General features: G+C 72.8%; 11 protein-coding genes. 5 read left to right on the forward strand and 6 right to left on the reverse strand.

What is annotated here, in order from left to right; genetic code table 11:
- The first annotated feature begins 70 nt into the window (after window positions 1-70).
- Genes ACME2J_RS02995 through ACME2J_RS03010 form a run of 4 tightly spaced genes read left to right on the forward strand, consistent with a single transcriptional unit; the run spans window position 71 to window position 4,495 of the window.
- Entirely contained in the window at window positions 71-1,180 is a 1,110-nt protein-coding gene (locus ACME2J_RS02995) for an Rv3169 family protein (RefSeq protein ID WP_495543387.1), read from the forward strand.
- On the forward strand, window positions 1,177-1,794 hold the full coding sequence (locus ACME2J_RS03000; RefSeq protein ID WP_495543388.1) for an HAD-IA family hydrolase: 618 nt from the start codon (window positions 1,177-1,179) through the stop codon (window positions 1,792-1,794). The genes ACME2J_RS02995 and ACME2J_RS03000 overlap by 4 nt, the downstream gene beginning before the upstream one ends.
- Window positions 1,791-3,575, forward strand: coding sequence for a PEP-utilizing enzyme (locus ACME2J_RS03005; RefSeq protein WP_495543389.1), 1,785 nt, complete (start codon window positions 1,791-1,793; stop codon window positions 3,573-3,575). Before ACME2J_RS03000 ends, ACME2J_RS03005 begins: the two co-directional genes overlap by 4 nt.
- Window positions 3,575-4,495, forward strand: coding sequence for a DUF7064 domain-containing protein (locus ACME2J_RS03010; RefSeq protein ID WP_495543390.1), 921 nt, complete (start codon window positions 3,575-3,577; stop codon window positions 4,493-4,495). The genes ACME2J_RS03005 and ACME2J_RS03010 overlap by 1 nt, the downstream gene beginning before the upstream one ends.
- A gap of 45 nt (window positions 4,496-4,540) precedes the next feature.
- Here the strand turns inward: ACME2J_RS03010 and ACME2J_RS03015 are convergent, their stop codons facing one another.
- The 3 genes from ACME2J_RS03015 to ACME2J_RS03025 form a co-directional block, all read right to left on the reverse strand.
- Window positions 4,541-5,566, reverse strand: coding sequence for an LLM class flavin-dependent oxidoreductase (locus ACME2J_RS03015; protein ID WP_495543391.1), 1,026 nt, complete (start codon window positions 5,564-5,566; stop codon window positions 4,541-4,543).
- A gap of 38 nt (window positions 5,567-5,604) precedes the next feature.
- Complete coding sequence (locus ACME2J_RS03020; protein WP_495543392.1) at window positions 5,605-6,864, reverse strand: cytochrome P450; 1,260 nt, start codon at window positions 6,862-6,864, stop codon at window positions 5,605-5,607.
- Window positions 6,865-6,984: 120 nt separating this feature from the next.
- The gene (locus tag ACME2J_RS03025) at window positions 6,985-8,271 is read right to left on the reverse strand and encodes a PucR family transcriptional regulator (protein WP_495543393.1); all 1,287 of its coding nucleotides are present in this window, start codon (window positions 8,269-8,271) and stop codon (window positions 6,985-6,987) included.
- Between the two features lie 109 nt (window positions 8,272-8,380).
- Between ACME2J_RS03025 and ACME2J_RS03030 the strand changes: the two genes are divergently transcribed.
- The gene (locus ACME2J_RS03030) at window positions 8,381-9,991 is read left to right on the forward strand and encodes a GMC family oxidoreductase (RefSeq protein WP_495543394.1); all 1,611 of its coding nucleotides are present in this window, start codon (window positions 8,381-8,383) and stop codon (window positions 9,989-9,991) included.
- A gap of 24 nt (window positions 9,992-10,015) precedes the next feature.
- Here ACME2J_RS03030 and ACME2J_RS03035 read toward each other — a convergent pair whose 3' ends face one another.
- From ACME2J_RS03035 to ACME2J_RS03045, 3 genes are read right to left on the reverse strand one after another with little or no spacing between them, the layout of a single operon-like run.
- The gene (locus ACME2J_RS03035) at window positions 10,016-11,101 is read right to left on the reverse strand and encodes a TIGR03857 family LLM class F420-dependent oxidoreductase (protein WP_495543395.1); all 1,086 of its coding nucleotides are present in this window, start codon (window positions 11,099-11,101) and stop codon (window positions 10,016-10,018) included.
- Window positions 11,098-12,690 carry a pyruvate, phosphate dikinase gene (locus ACME2J_RS03040; RefSeq protein WP_495543396.1) on the reverse strand — a complete coding sequence of 531 codons (1,593 nt, stop codon included), beginning with the start codon at window positions 12,688-12,690 and terminating at the stop codon, window positions 11,098-11,100. The genes ACME2J_RS03035 and ACME2J_RS03040 overlap by 4 nt, the downstream gene beginning before the upstream one ends.
- A complete protein-coding gene (locus ACME2J_RS03045) occupies window positions 12,691-15,003 on the reverse strand; it encodes a PEP-utilizing enzyme (RefSeq protein WP_495543397.1) in 2,313 nt (770 codons plus the stop codon). It lies immediately after the preceding gene.
- Window positions 15,004-15,085 lie beyond the last annotated feature (82 nt).

Here is a 15,085-nt window from a genome sequence, read left to right on the forward strand (position 1 = left end):
ACATGAGGGGACGCACGGCTATCCCGACGGGAACTGGCGGCGGGCGCCCGGGCGGGAGAGGCTCGCGCCGATGCTGACCCGCGCCGACGACTTCCCCGTCCATCAGACCCCCGAGCCGGTCGCCCACGCGATGAGCGACCGCAACTTCTACGACCGCTACTTCTTCAGCGTCCTCGCCCCGGACGCCTCGCAGTACCTCGCGATCGCGTTCGGGATGTATCCCAACCTCGACGTCGCCGACGCGCACGTCGCCGTCGTCCGCGACGGGGCGGAGACGTGCCTGCACGCCTCACGCCACCTCGCCTCCGAGCGGCTCGACCTCCGCGTCGGCCCGATCGCGATCGAGGTGCTCGAGCCGCTGCAGCGCGTGCGGGTGACGGTCGACGACACCGACGGGCTCGCGCTCGACATCACGTTCGAGGGCCGCGCGTTCCCCATCGAGGAGCCGCGCTTCATCCACCGCGTCGGGCCGAAGATCTGGATGGACTCGACCCGCCTCAGCCAGAACGTCCGCTGCTCGGGCTGGGTGTCGGTGGACGGCGATCGCCGCGACCTCGCCGCCGGGTCGGTCGGGACGCGCGACCGCTCGTGGGGGATCCGTCCGGTCGGGGCACCCGAGCCGCAGCCGCTGCCGGTCCCGCCGCCGCCCCAGTTCTTCTGGATGTGGAGCCCGGTCAACCTCGCGGACCGGGGCCTCTACTTCCACACCAACGACGATGCGGAGGGGCGGCCGTGGAACCGGCGGTCCGTCATCTGCCCCGACGGCGCCGCAGGCCCCGAGGAGATGACCGAGGTCGCGATGCCGCGCATGGAGATCGAGATGCGGTCGGGGACGCGGTGGGCGGAATCCGCGGCGCTCGCCGTCGAACCGGTCGGCGCCCCGGGGATCCGGGCGACGTACCGGCCGCTCTTCCCGTTCCTCATGCGGGGGATCGGCTACAGCCACCCGACGTGGTCGCACGGCACGAACCACGGCGTCCTCGCCGTCGAGCGCGAGGACATCGCGCTCGCCGACGCCGATCCGCCCAGGCCGCACGACACGCACATCCAGGCGGTGTGCGAGGTGACCGTCGAGGAGGAGGGCCGTCCCGACGAGACGGTCGTCGCGGTCCTCGAGCAGCTCTTCATCGGCGAGTACGCGCCGCTCGGCCTCACCGGCGTCCTCGACCCCGCGCCATGAGCCGGCCCCGCGCCCTCCTCTGCGACTACGCGGGCGTCCTCACCGCGGACATGGCCAAGATCATGAGCGCGTTCTGCGCGCGCGAGGGCCTGCCGGAGGGCCGGCTCATGGAGGCCTACCTGCCGGGCGGCGACCTCCATGCGGCGGCGGCCGAGTACGAGTGCGGCCGGCTGAGCACCGACGAGTTCGCCCCCGTCTTCGCCGGCACGCTCGGGATCGAGGATCACGAGGGCGTCCTCCAGCGCGTCTTCGCGGACGTGCCGCTCGCCCACGACGTCGTCGACGCCGTCGCGCGCGTCCGGGCGGCCGGGGCGCGGACCGTCCTCTTCTCGAACTCGTGGGGCCTCGAGATCTACGACCCCGAGGTCCGCGCGGCGTTCGACGCCGAGGTCCTGAGCGAGGTCGTCGGCGCCCGCAAGCCGGAGCCGGAGATCTACCCGGTCGCCGTCGAGGCCGCAGGGGTCGCCCCGCACGAGTGCGTGTTCGTCGACGACCAGGAGCGCAACCTCGCGCCCGCCCGCGAGCTCGGCATCCACGTCGTCCACCACACGGATCGCGCGGCGACGGTCGCCGCGCTCGACGAGCTGTTCACCCCGGAGAGGAGCAGGACATGAGCGAGGAGTACCGCACGGTCGGCGAGGGTCTCGTCGTCTTCGAGGTCGCCGAGCCGGTCGAGGGGCCGGTGCGCTGGCTCGACTCGCCGCAGGAGGTGCTCGAGTTCGTCGCCTCCGGAGACGTCGCCGGGACGATCGTCCTCGTCCGCGGAGGGACGACGACCTTCCTCACGCCCGCCCTCACCGCAGGGGTGAAGGGGATCATGACCCTCCAGGGCGCGCCCGAGAGCCACCTCGGCATCCTGTCCCGCGAGTACGGCATCCCGTGCCTCATGGGCGTGCAGTTCGAGGAGGGGATGCGGAGCGCGCGCGGCGAGGTGATCCCCGCCGACGGGGCGCGGGTCCGCCTCCACCTCGACTCCTCGCCCAAGGGCAGGGTCGCGATCGAGCCGGGCGCTCCCGTCGCGGGCGACGACGCGCCGACGGCCGCCCCCGCCATGAGCCCGGAGGAGATGGAGCAGATCCAGCTCCTCCTCACGAAGTTCGGCGGAGAGGTCCCGCACGGCAGCGAGGGGGACGCGCAGTTCCGCGCGGGACTCTCCACCCAGGTGCTCCACCTCGACGAGGCGTCCCTGCACCGCGACCTCACGGTCGAGGAGTGCAACGACCTCTCGAGGTACGCCGGCTGGAACATGTGGGACTGCCTCGCCGCGCGGGCGACCGAGGGCGAGTCGGGGCTCATCCCGCGGCAGGAGTACGAGTCGGTCTCCTTCATCCAGATCTGGGAGAAGTACCCCGAGGTCGTGCGCCTCATCACCCGCGAGGTGGGCGCGGACGGTCTCATCGAGATCGGGGCGACCGCGCGTCGCGAGGTCGGCACGAAGATGAACATCCTGCGGGCCTGGGCGACCGGCTTCGCGATCGCGTTCGGGCGCGGCGTCTCGATCGGCCTCGGGCAGACCGACCCGTCGGAGCGCGGCGAGGACGTCGCGGAGGGCTGGCAGTTCATGCGCCGGCTCTACGCGGGGCTCTGGTCCGAGCCCGGTGGCGGCATGTTCACCTCGATGCGCGGATACCGCGCCGAGATCCTCGACGACGACGTCCTCGACCGGCTGCTCGGCGAGGTCCGCGCGTTCGAGACGCCGGAGGACCGGACGCTGTTCCAGCGCTTCAACGCGAGCACGGAGATGCTCGGCTTCCTCATGCACTTCGACAACCGGTCGGGGCTGTCGGACACCGGGCCGTACCCGATCGGGGACGACGGCGCCTTCGCGATCGTCCGCGACCACTTCCTCTACGACGAGGTCTACCACTGGGCCGACGTCGCCGAGGGGCTGCCGCACTGCGTGACGGAGGTGATGGTGTTCCGGCCGACCGCGCCGCTCGCGACGCAGCTCGTCGACATCGGGACGCTCTTCACGCAGCCGGCGAACTACCTCCAGCACCTGAGCGAGGTCGCGGTGTTCGCGAGGGACCGCTGGGACACGCCGATGGAGGACCTCCGCGTCCTCGACCGCGAGGGGATGCAGGAGATCCTCGACCGCTGCGACGCGGCGACCTCCCGTCTCTACAAGCGGATCGCGGGGATGCCGAAGCGGGAGAAGATCATGTCCGGCGCCCAGGTCTACTGGACGGACTTCATCCTCCCCGTGGCGAGGCTCGCCGGGGTGTGGGACCGGCTCGTCGACGAGCTCGACTTCCACGAGCTGCACCCGAAGGCCTCGGAGGCCTACTACGAGCTCGTGAAGGACGGGACGGCGATGAAGCTCGTCCCGCAGCTCTTCCTCACCGGCCAGGGCTTCCCGGAGATCACGTCGCTCGATGCGGGCGTGACGGCCTGATGTCGCGCTTCACGCCGCAGGACGATCTCCTTCACGACATCAGCGGCTCCCCGCACGGCCGGGAGAGCCTCCTCTGGACCTCGCCGATCCCCGACGAGAAGCTCCTCGTCTTCGCCTACGCGTGGCGCCACGCGGACACGGGCGACTGGGGCCGGCTCCTCGCCGTCGGCGGGGAGGACATCGACCGGCCGCTCGCGCTCGCCTTCGACGACGGCCTCGCGCTCGAGGGGGAGGACCTCGACGACTGCGTCGTCGGCGGGCTGCGCATCCGCCAGCCGGAGCCGCTGACGGTCGCCGAGGTCGCCTTCGCGTCCGACGACGTCGACTACGCGTGCCGCTTCACCGGCCTGCACGCGCCGTTCTCGTGGCACGAGAACCGCGGCGGCTGCCCGGCGTGGGCGGCCGACGACCGCTACGAGCAGTCCGTCGCGACCGAGGGGCGGCTCCGCGTCGCCGGCCGCGACGTGACGATCGCCGGCCACGGCCACCGCGACCACTCGTGGGGGACGCGCGACTGGCGCGCGCTGCAGCACTGGAAGTGGATGAACGCCGCGACCGACGACGGCGAGGTCTCGCTGCACGCCTGGGACTCGCTCGCGCTCGGCAACCGGCAGATCCTCGGGTACGTGAACCGCGGCGGCGAGGTCAGCCTCATCGAGGACATCGACGTCTCGGTCGAGCTGGACGACCGCCTCGTCCACCGCGTCGTGCGCGCGGTCATCACCGACGCCGAGGGTCGCGAGACGCGGCTCGAGGCGACGTACGCCGCGGGCTGGCAGGTGCCGGTCGAGCACCTCTTCATGAACGAGATCGGCATGCACGCGGAGATCGACGGCGCGAGCGCGGTCGCGCACGTCGAGCTCGGCTGGCCGCAGGCCTACGTGAAGCAGTACACGGAGGCGGCGGGCGCCGTGGCCTGACGGTGAGCGTCGATCCACCCACGCCGAGGCGGGGTGGAGCGACACTCACGCGGACGGGGTGGCCGTCGCCGCTGCGCCGAGGTGCTCGACGGTGCGGCGGCGATCGCCGCTCGGGATCGCGATGACCGTGTCGACGCCCGCATCGGCGAACTCGGCGAGGCGCGCGTCGAGCCCGTCCTCGGTGACCGCGATGGTCACGCCGCGCAGGAACTCGACGGGGAGCGCCTCGGCGGCGCCGGCGCGGTCGCCGCCCAGGTAGAGGTCCTGCACCTTCTCGGCCTCGGCGCCGAAGCCGGCGCGGGCGGCCATCTCGACGTAGAAGTTCTTGCCCTTCGCGCCCATCGCGCCGAGGTAGAAGGCGATCCAGTCGCGGACCGCGTCGAGGGCCTCCTCCTCGGTGTCCGCGACGCACGCGGGGATGAGCGCGCACGCGTCGAAGTCCTCCCGCGCGCGACCCGCCTTCTCGAGGGCGTCGAGGACCGGGCGCAGGCCGACCTCTGGCCGCGACGGGTCGACGAACGCCCCGATCCAGCCGTCGGCGATCTCGCCGCACTGCTCGAGCGCCTTCGGGCCGGTCGCGCCGAGGTAGATGGGGATCTCCTTGCGGACCGGCTTCGCGAGGAGGCGCAGCGACTTGCCGAGCCCGGTGCCCACGCCCTCGGGCACCTGCACGGGGACGGGCTGCCCGGAGATCGCGGTGCGGATCGTCTCGACGTACTCGCGCGTCCGCTTCAGCGGCTTGTCGAACGCGACGCCGTACCACCCCTCGGAGACCTGCGGGCCGCTCGGCCCGAGGCCGAGGCGCAGCCGCCCGCCCGACATGACGTCGACGGTCGCGGCGGCCATCGCCGCCGCGGTCGGCGTGCGCGCCGGCATCTGCATGATCGCCGTGCCGAGGTCGACGTGCTCGGTCTGTCCCGCGAGGAGACCGAGCATCGACACGACGTCCTGCCCCCACGCCTCGCTCACCCACACGCTGTCGAGGCGCGCCTCGTCGGCGAGGCGCGCGAGCATGATCTGCTCCTCGTAGGTGAACCAGGGCCAGTAGGCGAGGGAGATGCCGATCCGCATGGCCCGGACCTTATCGACCGTTCAGACGGCCGGCTGGGTCAGCGCTTCTCGGGCGTCCACTCGCAGGGGAGCGCCTTGATGCCGTTGATGAAGTTCGCGACGAGCCAGTCGGGCTCGGGCGCCTCGATGTCCGGGATCCGCGTGTAGACCTCGGTGAGGAGCGACTTGAGCATCGTGCGCGCGAGGGCGGCGCCGAGGCAGTAGTGCGGGCCGCCGCCGCCGAACGCCTGGTGGCGGTTCGGGCTGCGGAAGATGTCGAAGTCGAACGGGTTGGTCCAGTACTCCTCGTCGCGGTTGCTCGAGCAGTACCAGAGGACGACCTTGTCGCCGGCCTTGATCTGCTCGCCCCGGACCTCGAAGTCCGTCGTCGCCGTGCGGCGCATGTGGATGAGCGGCGAGACCCAGCGCAGGACCTCCTCGACCGCGCCCTCGATGCGGCCGTCCATGTCCTCCATGAGGAGGCGGCGCTGGTCCGGGAAGCGCGTCATCGCGTGGATCGCGCCGGCGGAGGCGTGGCGGGTCGTGTCGTTAGCGGCGACGGCGAGGAGCACGAAGAACGCGCCGATCTCGTCGTCGCTCATCTTCTCGCCCTCCCACTCGGCCTGGACGAGCCAGGTCATGAGGTCCTCGCCCGGGTTCTCCCGGCGCTCCTCCGCGAGCTCGGCGGCCGTGAGACGCAGCGTCATGACGCAGTTGGCGAAGTGCTCGAGCGGCTCGAGGCCCTTGCAGACCGCGGGGTCCGTCCAGGCGAGGAGATCCTGCGCGGCGCGGATCGTCTCCTGGTGCTGCTCGCCCTCGTGCAGGCCGAAGAAGCTGCCGAAGATGCGGCCGGGCAGCGGCTCGGAGACGAGCTCGACGAAGTCGCCCTTCCCGAGCTGCGCCATCTCGTCGATGAGGTCGCGGGCGTGGCCGCGGACCCAGCCCTCGAGCTTGCGCATGTTGCCGGGCTTGAAGGCGTCCATCGTGATGCCGCGCAGCTGCGTGTGGCGCGGCGCGTCCATGGCGATGAACGACTGGGCGATCTCGGTCATCTCGGGACCGAAATCCTCCATCGTGATGCCGTCGGCGGAGGAGAACACCTTGGGCGTGCGGCTCGCCTTCTGGATGTCCTCGTACTTCGTGAGGGACCAGAAGCCGCGCGTGTTCTCCTCGGGCGGGAGGAGGTCCGACTCCGCGGGTCCGCTCCAGAACACCGGCGTCTCCGCGCGCAGCCGCGCGAACTCCTCGTCGCGGACGTCGGGGTGCTGGGCCCAGAAGGCCTTCGCGGCGATCGGGATGCGGTCTGTGGTCGTCGACATCGTCACGTCTCCTCACTCGTGGACGCCTCCCACGATGCCACGGACTCGACACCGTGTCATCGGGCATTCCTCGCCGGCGATCCGAGCCCGTTTGGGGACTCCACAACCATCCTGCGGAGGTCAGTCGTCGGCGCCGGTCGCGCCGCCGGAGAGGAGCGGCGCGAGCGCGATCGCCGTGCGGAGCGCATGGGCGTCGGACTCCGAGGAGCCGGAGATCTCCAGCGCTCGTCGCACGCGGTAGGCGACCGTGTTCTCGTGGACGCCGAGGCGGCGAGCGGCACGCGCGTAGTTCTGGCTCTCGTCGAGGAACACCCGCAGCGTCGCCACGAGGCGCCGCGCGCCGTCGTCGTCGCGCGCGAGCGGCCCGAGCGTCGCCGAGGCGAACTCCCTCGCCGCCGCGGGATCGCGCGTGAGGAGGTCGAGGACGGCGACGTCGGCGTAGCGCGTGAGCGGGCTCGTGCGCCGCAGGAGGCGCGCGACGCGCCGCGCGCGGAGCGCGTGGTCGTGGCCGCGGCGGAACCCCTCGAGGCCGAGTCCACCGCCGCCGAGCGCCACGCGGAGGCCGAGCGCGCCCGCGCGCGTGCGCGCTTCGGCGAGCACGTCCTCGGGCGGCTCGTCGCCGGCCACCCAGGCCGCCGCGACCTGCGGGCCGAGGCGCACGACGAGCGGCCGGCCGCCCTCGGCCTCGAGGGTGGCGGCGACCTCGCCGACGCGCGCGTCGAGCGACCCGTCGCTCGTGTCGACCCCCTCGTCGGACGCCCATCCGACGAGGGCGACGTGCCGGCGGTCGAGGTCGTAGCCGAGCCTCGCGCTCGCGACCGGGATGTCGATCGGCTGGCCGTCGAGGATCCGCTCGATGGTCTCCAGCCGGATCGCGGACGAGCCGCCGGAGCGGCGCGCGCGCTCGTCCTCGTAGGCCTCGACGAGCGGGGTCGAGATCGCGTCGATCCACGTCGCGATGAACGCGCTCACGGCGGTGATCGCCTCGATGACGACGTCGTGCTCGGCGCCGCTCTCCGCGAGCTCGCGGAACCAGATCGCCTCGTACCCGGACTGGCCGATGCGGTAGACGCGCAGGAGGGCGTCGATCGTGAGCCCGCGCGAGACGAGGCCGCGCGCCCACACGAGCGCATCGTGCGGCGGCGGGACGATGCGGGCGTCGGTCCACGACCGCGCCATGACGGTGATGAGCGCGACGCTGCCCCGTGCGGCCGCGAGGAGCTGCTCGCGGAGCTCCTCGTCCGCCGGGTCGAACCCCATCTCGCCGGTGACGCGGTCGATGAGGAGACCCGCGATCTCCTCGACCCGCGGCTCGATCCGCGTCGCGGTCCGCGTGATGAGCTCCTCGCACCCCGCCGAGCGCGCCGGGACGGCGCCGAGGGGGAGCGAGCGCGGAGCGTCGGGCACCTGCGGAGCCTCCCACATCGCCGCGGGTTTGTGGGACCCACGAAGCGTGTCGCGCCTCGTTCGCGGTCGCCACGATGACGGCGGTCCGCGGGTCCGTGAGCATCACGCCATGCCGATCTACGACCACATCGTCGTCGGCGCCGGGTCCGCGGGGTGCGCGGTCGCCGCGCGCCTCAGCGAGGACCCCGCGCGGCGCGTCCTCCTCATCGAGGCCGGCGGCTCCGACCTCCGGCTCGAGGCCAGGGCGCCCGCGGGCTTCCCCGAGCAGTTCCACGGCAAGGCCGACTGGGACTACTACACGGAGCCGGAGCCCGGCTGCGATCGGCGGCGCATCTTCTCGCCCCGGGGGAAGGTCCTCGGCGGCTGCTCGACGATGAACGCGATGCTGTGGATCCGCGGCAGCGCGCTCGACTTCGACGGCTGGGGTCTCCCCGGCTGGTCGTGGGAGGAGGTCGAGCCCTTCTACAAGAAGATCGAGGACCACTTCCTCCCCGGTCCCGACCACGGCCACGGCGGGCCGGTGCGGGTGCGGCGCCTTCGCGACCCGAACCCGGTCGCGAAGGCCTTCGTGGCCTCCGCCGTCGCCGCGGGCGTCGCGCCGACCGAGGACCTCAGCGGGCCGGACCTCGACGGCGTCAACCTCTCCCCGACGACGACCGACGCCGGCCGGCGCTGGAGCACGGTGCGCGCCTACCTCGACACCGCGCGTCGCCGGAGCAACCTGACCGTCCTCACGAACGCCCTCGTGCACCGGGTCGTCCTCCGGGAGGGCCGGGCCGTCGGCGTCGAGGTCGAGCACAAGGGGCAGCTCCGCGAGTTCACGTCGACGCGGGACATCGTCCTCAGCGCCGGCGCGTTCAACACGCCGCACCTCCTCCAGCTCTCGGGCATCGGCGCCGCGGAGGACCTGCGCGAGGCGGGGGTCACCCCCGTCGTCGAGAGCCCCGCCGTGGGCCGGCACCTCCAGGAGCACCCGTTCACGTTCTGCAACTTCGAGCTGCGCGACCCGCACACGGGCCTCATGGGCGCGGACAAGCCCGCCGAGGTGCTGCGCTGGCTCCTCTCGCGCCGCGGCAAGCTCGCGAGCAACGTCGCCGAGGCGCTCGCCCACATCCGCACGCGCGACGACCTGCCGGCTCCGGACATGCAGCTCGTCCACGCCCCCGTCTACTTCTGGGAGAACGGGGAGGGCGACCATCCGCGGCCGGCCTTCGCGATCGCGCAGTCCTACTGGACGCCGGAGTCGACCGGGTGGGTGAAGGCGGTCTCGCCCGACCCGCGGGCGAAGCCCGCCGTGCAGCTCGGCATGCTCACCGAGCGCAGCGACGTCGAGGCGATGGTGCGCGGCATCCGCCGCACCCGCGAGATCGTCGAGCAGGCCCCGCTGCGCGACATGGTGAGCCTCGAGATCACCCCGGGCGCGTCGGTCCAGAGCGACGAGGACCTCGAGCGCTGGGTGCGCCGGCACGTCGAGACGACCTACCACCCGTCGTGCACGGCGCGGATGGGCGCCGAGGGCGAGGCGGTCCTCGACCACGAGATGCGCGTCCACGGCGTCGAGAACCTCCGCGTCGCCGATGCGAGCGCGCTCCCGCGGATCACGCGCGCGAACACGAACGGGCCGGCGATCCTCATGGGCGAGCGCTGCGCGGCCTTCATCCGCGACGAGGCGTCGCAGACGCGCGTCCCGCACAGGCGCGGCGCCCAGGTCGCGGGCTGAGAGCCCCTCGACGGGCTCCGAGCGTCAGCGGGTCGTCGGGTCGGCGGGCGCGGAGGTCTCGCGCCACGCCCCGACGACCCCGCGCAGCTCGCGCGGCGCGACGCCGTGGAGGACGACGCCGTCCGCGCCGAGGTCGAGCTGGCGGCGCGCGGCGGCCGCGCACTCCTGCGGGGTGCCGGTCGCCGCGGGCGCGAGCCACTCGTCGGGAAGGAGGGCCGCGATGTGCTCGAGCTGGTCGGTCGTCGCGACGCCGTCGATGAACTGGCGGCCGAACGACGCGACGACGTCGTCCTCCCGGAACTGCGCGAGGACGGCGGGGTCCCAGTCGTTCGTGCGGACCATGAGGTCGCCGTACAGCTGGAGGTAGGTCGCGAGACGCCCGACCATCTTCAGGAGCTGCTCGTCGGGCGGGACGCTGTCGGCCACGGTCGCGAAGACCGACCACACCTTCACCGCGTCGGGGTCGCGGCCCGCCTGCTCGGCAGCCTCCTTCACCGTCCGCACGCAGCGCTGGAGCGTCTCGTCGGTGAAGAACGTGTGGAGGACGACCTCGTCGAAGACGCGGCCGCCGAGCGCGAGCGTCTTCGGGCCGAACGCCATGAGGGCGAGCGGGATGTCGAGGTCGAACCTGCTGTCGAGCTGCAGGAGGGGATGCCGGCCGATGGGACCGTCGTGCCCGACGATCGTCTCGCCCTTCCACAGCCGCCGGGCGACGCTCGCGAAGTCCTCCATCTGGGCGCTCGTGATGCCCGGGAGTCCGAAGGTGTCGAACATGAGCTTGACGCCGCGGCCGAGCCCGAGCATGAAGCGACCGTCGGTGAGCGAGTGCATCGTCGACGCGAACGACGTCGTGACGAGCGGGTGGCGCGTCGAGTGGTGCGTGGCGCCCGTCGCGATCCGGATCCGCTCGGTGACGGCGCCCGCGGCGCCGCACAGGGTCGCGGCCTCCTTCACGTTCCAGCGCTCGCTGACGAACGCCGTCCCGAGGCCGAGCCCGTCGGCCTCGCGGGCCTCGTCGACGATCGCGCGGGCCGACGGCGCTGCTCCCGCGAGGAGGTAGCAGCCGAGCTCGGGGAGATCCGGCCCACCCGCCCCCGCCGCCGCGCTCACGGGCGCGCGCCCCGCCAGGCGATCAGCCGCTGCAAGCGCTCGTCGTCCTCGGCCGAGGCGAGCGGCGGCGCGGTGCGGCTCACGATCCCGCGGTCGCCGTCGACGGCGAGGAGGTCGCCCTCCCGGACCTCGGCGTCGCCGATCGTCGCGACGGGGACGCCGTCGGGCCCGGCGGAGAAGCGCACCTCGCCGACCCCGCAGACCGCGACGCGGTCCATCCCGCGGGCGACGACGGCCGCGTGCGACGTGCGCCCTCCGCGGCCCGTCACGACGGCGACGCTCGCGATGAAGCCGTGGATGTCCGCGGGCGAGGTCGTCGGGCGCACGAGGACGGCGTCGTCGCCCTGCTCCCGCAGCGCCTGCGCGCGGCTCGCGTCGAAGACCGCCTTGCCGACGCTCGCGCCCGGCGAGGCGGCGAGGCCGCGCGCGACGACGTCCTCCTCGGCGGCAGGCTCCGCGAAGCGGGGCGCCCGCGCGCTGTCGAGCTGCTCGTCGGTGAGGTGCGAGGCGGCGGTCGCCTCGTCGATGACGCCCTCGTCGACGAGGTCGACGGCGACCCGCACCGCGGCGCGGCCGCTGCGCTGCGCGGCGCGGTACTGGAGGATCCAGAGCCGGCCCTCCTCGATCGTGAACTCGCACTCGATGAGGTCGCCCTGCTCGCGCTCGAGCGTCGCGATCGCGTCGTGGAGGTCGCGCGCGACCTCCGGGAGGCGCCCCTCGAGCTCGGCGACCGGGACCGGGTCGGCCGTGCCGGCGACGACGTCCTCGCCCTGGGCGTCGAAGAGGACGTCGCCGTAGACGCCCGGCTCGCCCGTCGACGGATCGCGCGAGAACGCGACGCCGCTCCCCGAGGTCGGGCCGCGGTTGCCGAAGACCATCGCCTGGACGACGGCGGCCGTCCCCATCGCCTCGTCGATGTCGTGGTGCTCGCGGTAGGCGATGGCGCGCGGGCTCGTCCACGAGCGGAAGACGGCCGCGAGGCACTCCCGGATCTGGGCGCGCGGGTCGGCGGGGAACGGGTCTCCCTCGCGGCCGATGACGTCGAGGAGGGCACGGACCTTGCCGCGTGCGCCGGCCGCGTCGTCGTCGCCGATCGGGTCGGCGTCGAACATCGCGTCCTCGATGGCGGCGACACCGATCTCGCGGACCGTCGTCGCGAAGGTGTCGAGGAGCCGCTCGTAGGAGGACCACGCGAACGCCGCGTCGCCGGTCGCCTCGGCGAGCGCCTCGACGACCTCGTCGTTCATGCCGACGTTGAGGATCGTGTCCATCATCCCCGGCATCGAGACGGGCGCCCCCGAGCGGACCGACACGAACAGCGGGGCGGAGGGGTCGCCGAGCCGGCGGTCGAGCGTCGTCTCGAGCGCGTCGAGGCGCTGGTCGAGGTCGGCGTCGAGCGCCTCCGGCAGGCGGCCCTCGGCGAGGTACGCGCGGCCGGCGTCGGTGCCGACGACGAAGCCCGGGGGGACGGGGAGGCCGAGCCCGACCATCCTCACGAGCCCCGCGCCCTTGCCGCCGAGCCGCGCGCGGTCGGGCTCGGCGCCGGCGTCGAACGGGACGGCGTGGACGGTGTCGGGCCTCGTGGTCATCTAGTAGCTGCCTTCCTTCTCGCGGTCGATCTGCAGGAGCTGGATGTAGTCCTCGTGCAGCTCCATCCAGACGGTGTGGAGGGAGTCGGTCGTGGGGCTCGTCACCTGCTCGTGGTCGCCGGCCTGCGCCTTGCCGAGCGCGTCGCGCAGGCGCGGCCCGTAGGCCTCGAAGCGCGGGAGGACCTCGGCCGTGCGGCGCAGGGCGGGCTCGACGCGCTCGAGGATCGTCTCGAGGTCGGAGAGGAGCGAGGCGCGCGTCTCGTCGTCCGCGCCGTGCCACGAGGAGCATGCGCCCTTGAACTCCTGGTTGATCGGGAGGAAGCGCTCGTAGACCTGGCGCACGCGGTCGGTGTCCGCGGCCTCGCGCTCCCGGGCGAGCAGCGCGGCGTGCGCCAGGCGGCCGTCGGGGCTGAGCATGACGCCGGAGGGCGTCTCGACGGCGAGGCCGTCGTCGACGAGCGTCTTGTGCCCGTTCTCGCCGGCCGGAGCCAGGCCGCGCAGCGCGAGGGCGTGCAGCAGCGGGAAGTGCGCCGGGTCCACATCGACGGCCGGCGCCTCCTCGAGATCAGGGAAGCCCGCGCCGGTGAGGAAGAGCTGGGGGACCATCGTCGCCGCGACCCCGTCCTTCACGAGCGGGTAGTACGCCTGCGCCGCGAGGGGATCGAGCTCGAAGAAGTCCTCCTCGCCGACGAGCTCCTCCCAGATCCCGGCCCGCCGCGCGTACGGGTAGATGAAGTCCGCGTAGTAGACCTGTGCGCCGGCCATCACCTTGTCGCGGCGCGGCATCGAGGCGATCCGCGCGTAGAGCTGCGTGCACGCGCTGTCGCAGCGCTCCTGGATCGACCGCATCTCGTCCGGCTCGAGGAGACGGACCTCGTCCGCGGGCGTGTCCCAGCGATCGCGCGCGTACACGGCGACCGACTCGAGGTGCTTGAGGTAGTTCGCGGGGTTCGTGAACAGCGTGCCGATCTCGACGAGCTGCATGTCGAGCGGCTCGCCCTTCGTATCGAACACCATGGCTTGCGTGACGCAGTGCGGCAGTCCGTTCGTCACGTCCGTCCAGTGGTAGACGTCGTCGTCGAGGAAGTGGTCGCGGACGATCATGAACCGGCCGTCGCCGAGCGGGTACGGGCCGGTGTCGTGCATGCCGACCCGGTTGTCGAAGTGCTGGAGGAACCCGACCATCTCGGTCGAGGCGTTGAACTTGCGGAAGAGCTGGAGCAGCTCAGGGTCGTCGAGACGCGACTGCTCGGCGGCGAAGCGGTCGATCCAGCGGTCGTCGAGGACCCGGGCGGTGTAGCCGCGCATCGCGGTGTAGAGGCCGCCGCCGTCGCCCCAGATCCCCTTGTAGAGGCGCCGGTGGAACTGGAAGATCTCCTTGAGGTCGGCCCCCCGCTCGCTGGCGTCGTGGTACCCCAGCTCGATCGAGATGCCGCGCCCGTAGGCCGCGCAGTAGACCCCGCCGAAGTTGTGGAGGATGTTGACCTTCGTGCCGATCTCGTCACGGCAGACCCCGCCGAGGGCGATGACGCCGTCCACCCCGAGGGCCTCCGTGATGCGCCGGTACCACTCGGGATAGCGCTGCCAGCACTGGACGAAGCCGACGGCCTCGTACTCCTGGCGCGGGATGAGCCCGGACTCGCCCTCGGTCCCGCGCGCGGCGAGGCAGTCCCAGAAGAGCCAGCGGGCGTAGTGCTGGAGCTCGTTGACCTCCTCGGTGGTGAGGTCCCGCCGCAGCGTGTCGTCGTCGAGGTGCAGCACGCGAGTGCGGAGGTCCTTCTGGACGATCGCGCCGCCCTCCTCGCCGTGCGGGATCTCGCCACGGAACTTCGACAGCAGCAGCGTCACCTGCTCGAGCTGCTCCGGTGTCATCGCGTCCGGCGCGACGGGCGTGCCCTCGTCCGCCTCCGGCGCGCCCGGCTCGACGAGCACGCGGCCCTCGGGCCAGCCCGAGACGTCGAGCCGGACGCGGACGCCGTCCGCGGGGATGACCTCGCCGCGCTTCGAGCGCACGCCACGCTCGAAGCGCACGCCCATCACCGCCGGGATGCCGTACTCGCGGGAGAGGATCCCGAGATGCGACTCGGGCGCGCCCTGCAGCGTGATGATCCCCTTCACGCCGGCGGTGAGCGCCGGGGTGAGGAACGTCGTCGTCCCGCCGCGCACGCAGGCGATCGCATCGCTCACGTCGTCCTCGGCGACGAAGCGCATGACGTCCTCGGGGGAGTCGAGCCAGCGCAGGCGACCCTCGACGGGGATCTCGTCGGTGTACACGGTGAGGCCCTCACCGACCGGCTCGAAGTCGTCGGACATGCGCTCTCTCCTTCATCGGGTGACGTCGATGTCCGATGCTCGTCGCATTCCCGCTGGCCGGGCGACGCCCCAGCGGGGGAGC

It is taken from the genome of Paraconexibacter sp., from assembly GCF_059438195.1.

Bases quoted from the DNA above. Each gene is read 5' to 3' on its own strand.
- ACME2J_RS02995 (WP_495543387.1), top strand. From the start codon at position 71: ATGCTGACCCGCGCCGACGACTTCCCCGTCCATCAGACCCCCGAGCCG.
- ACME2J_RS03005 (WP_495543389.1), top strand. From the start codon at position 1,791: ATGAGCGAGGAGTACCGCACGGTCGGCGAGGGTCTCGTCGTCTTCGAG.
- ACME2J_RS03020 (WP_495543392.1), bottom strand. From the start codon at position 6,864: ATGTCGACGACCACAGACCGCATCCCGATCGCCGCGAAGGCCTTCTGG.
- ACME2J_RS03040 (WP_495543396.1), bottom strand. From the start codon at position 12,690: ATGACCACGAGGCCCGACACCGTCCACGCCGTCCCGTTCGACGCCGGC.
- ACME2J_RS03045 (WP_495543397.1), bottom strand. From the start codon at position 15,003: ATGTCCGACGACTTCGAGCCGGTCGGTGAGGGCCTCACCGTGTACACC.
- ACME2J_RS03010 (WP_495543390.1), top strand. From the start codon at position 3,575: ATGTCGCGCTTCACGCCGCAGGACGATCTCCTTCACGACATCAGCGGC.
- ACME2J_RS03030 (WP_495543394.1), top strand. From the start codon at position 8,381: ATGCCGATCTACGACCACATCGTCGTCGGCGCCGGGTCCGCGGGGTGC.
- ACME2J_RS03000 (WP_495543388.1), top strand. From the start codon at position 1,177: ATGAGCCGGCCCCGCGCCCTCCTCTGCGACTACGCGGGCGTCCTCACC.
- ACME2J_RS03015 (WP_495543391.1), bottom strand. From the start codon at position 5,566: ATGCGGATCGGCATCTCCCTCGCCTACTGGCCCTGGTTCACCTACGAG.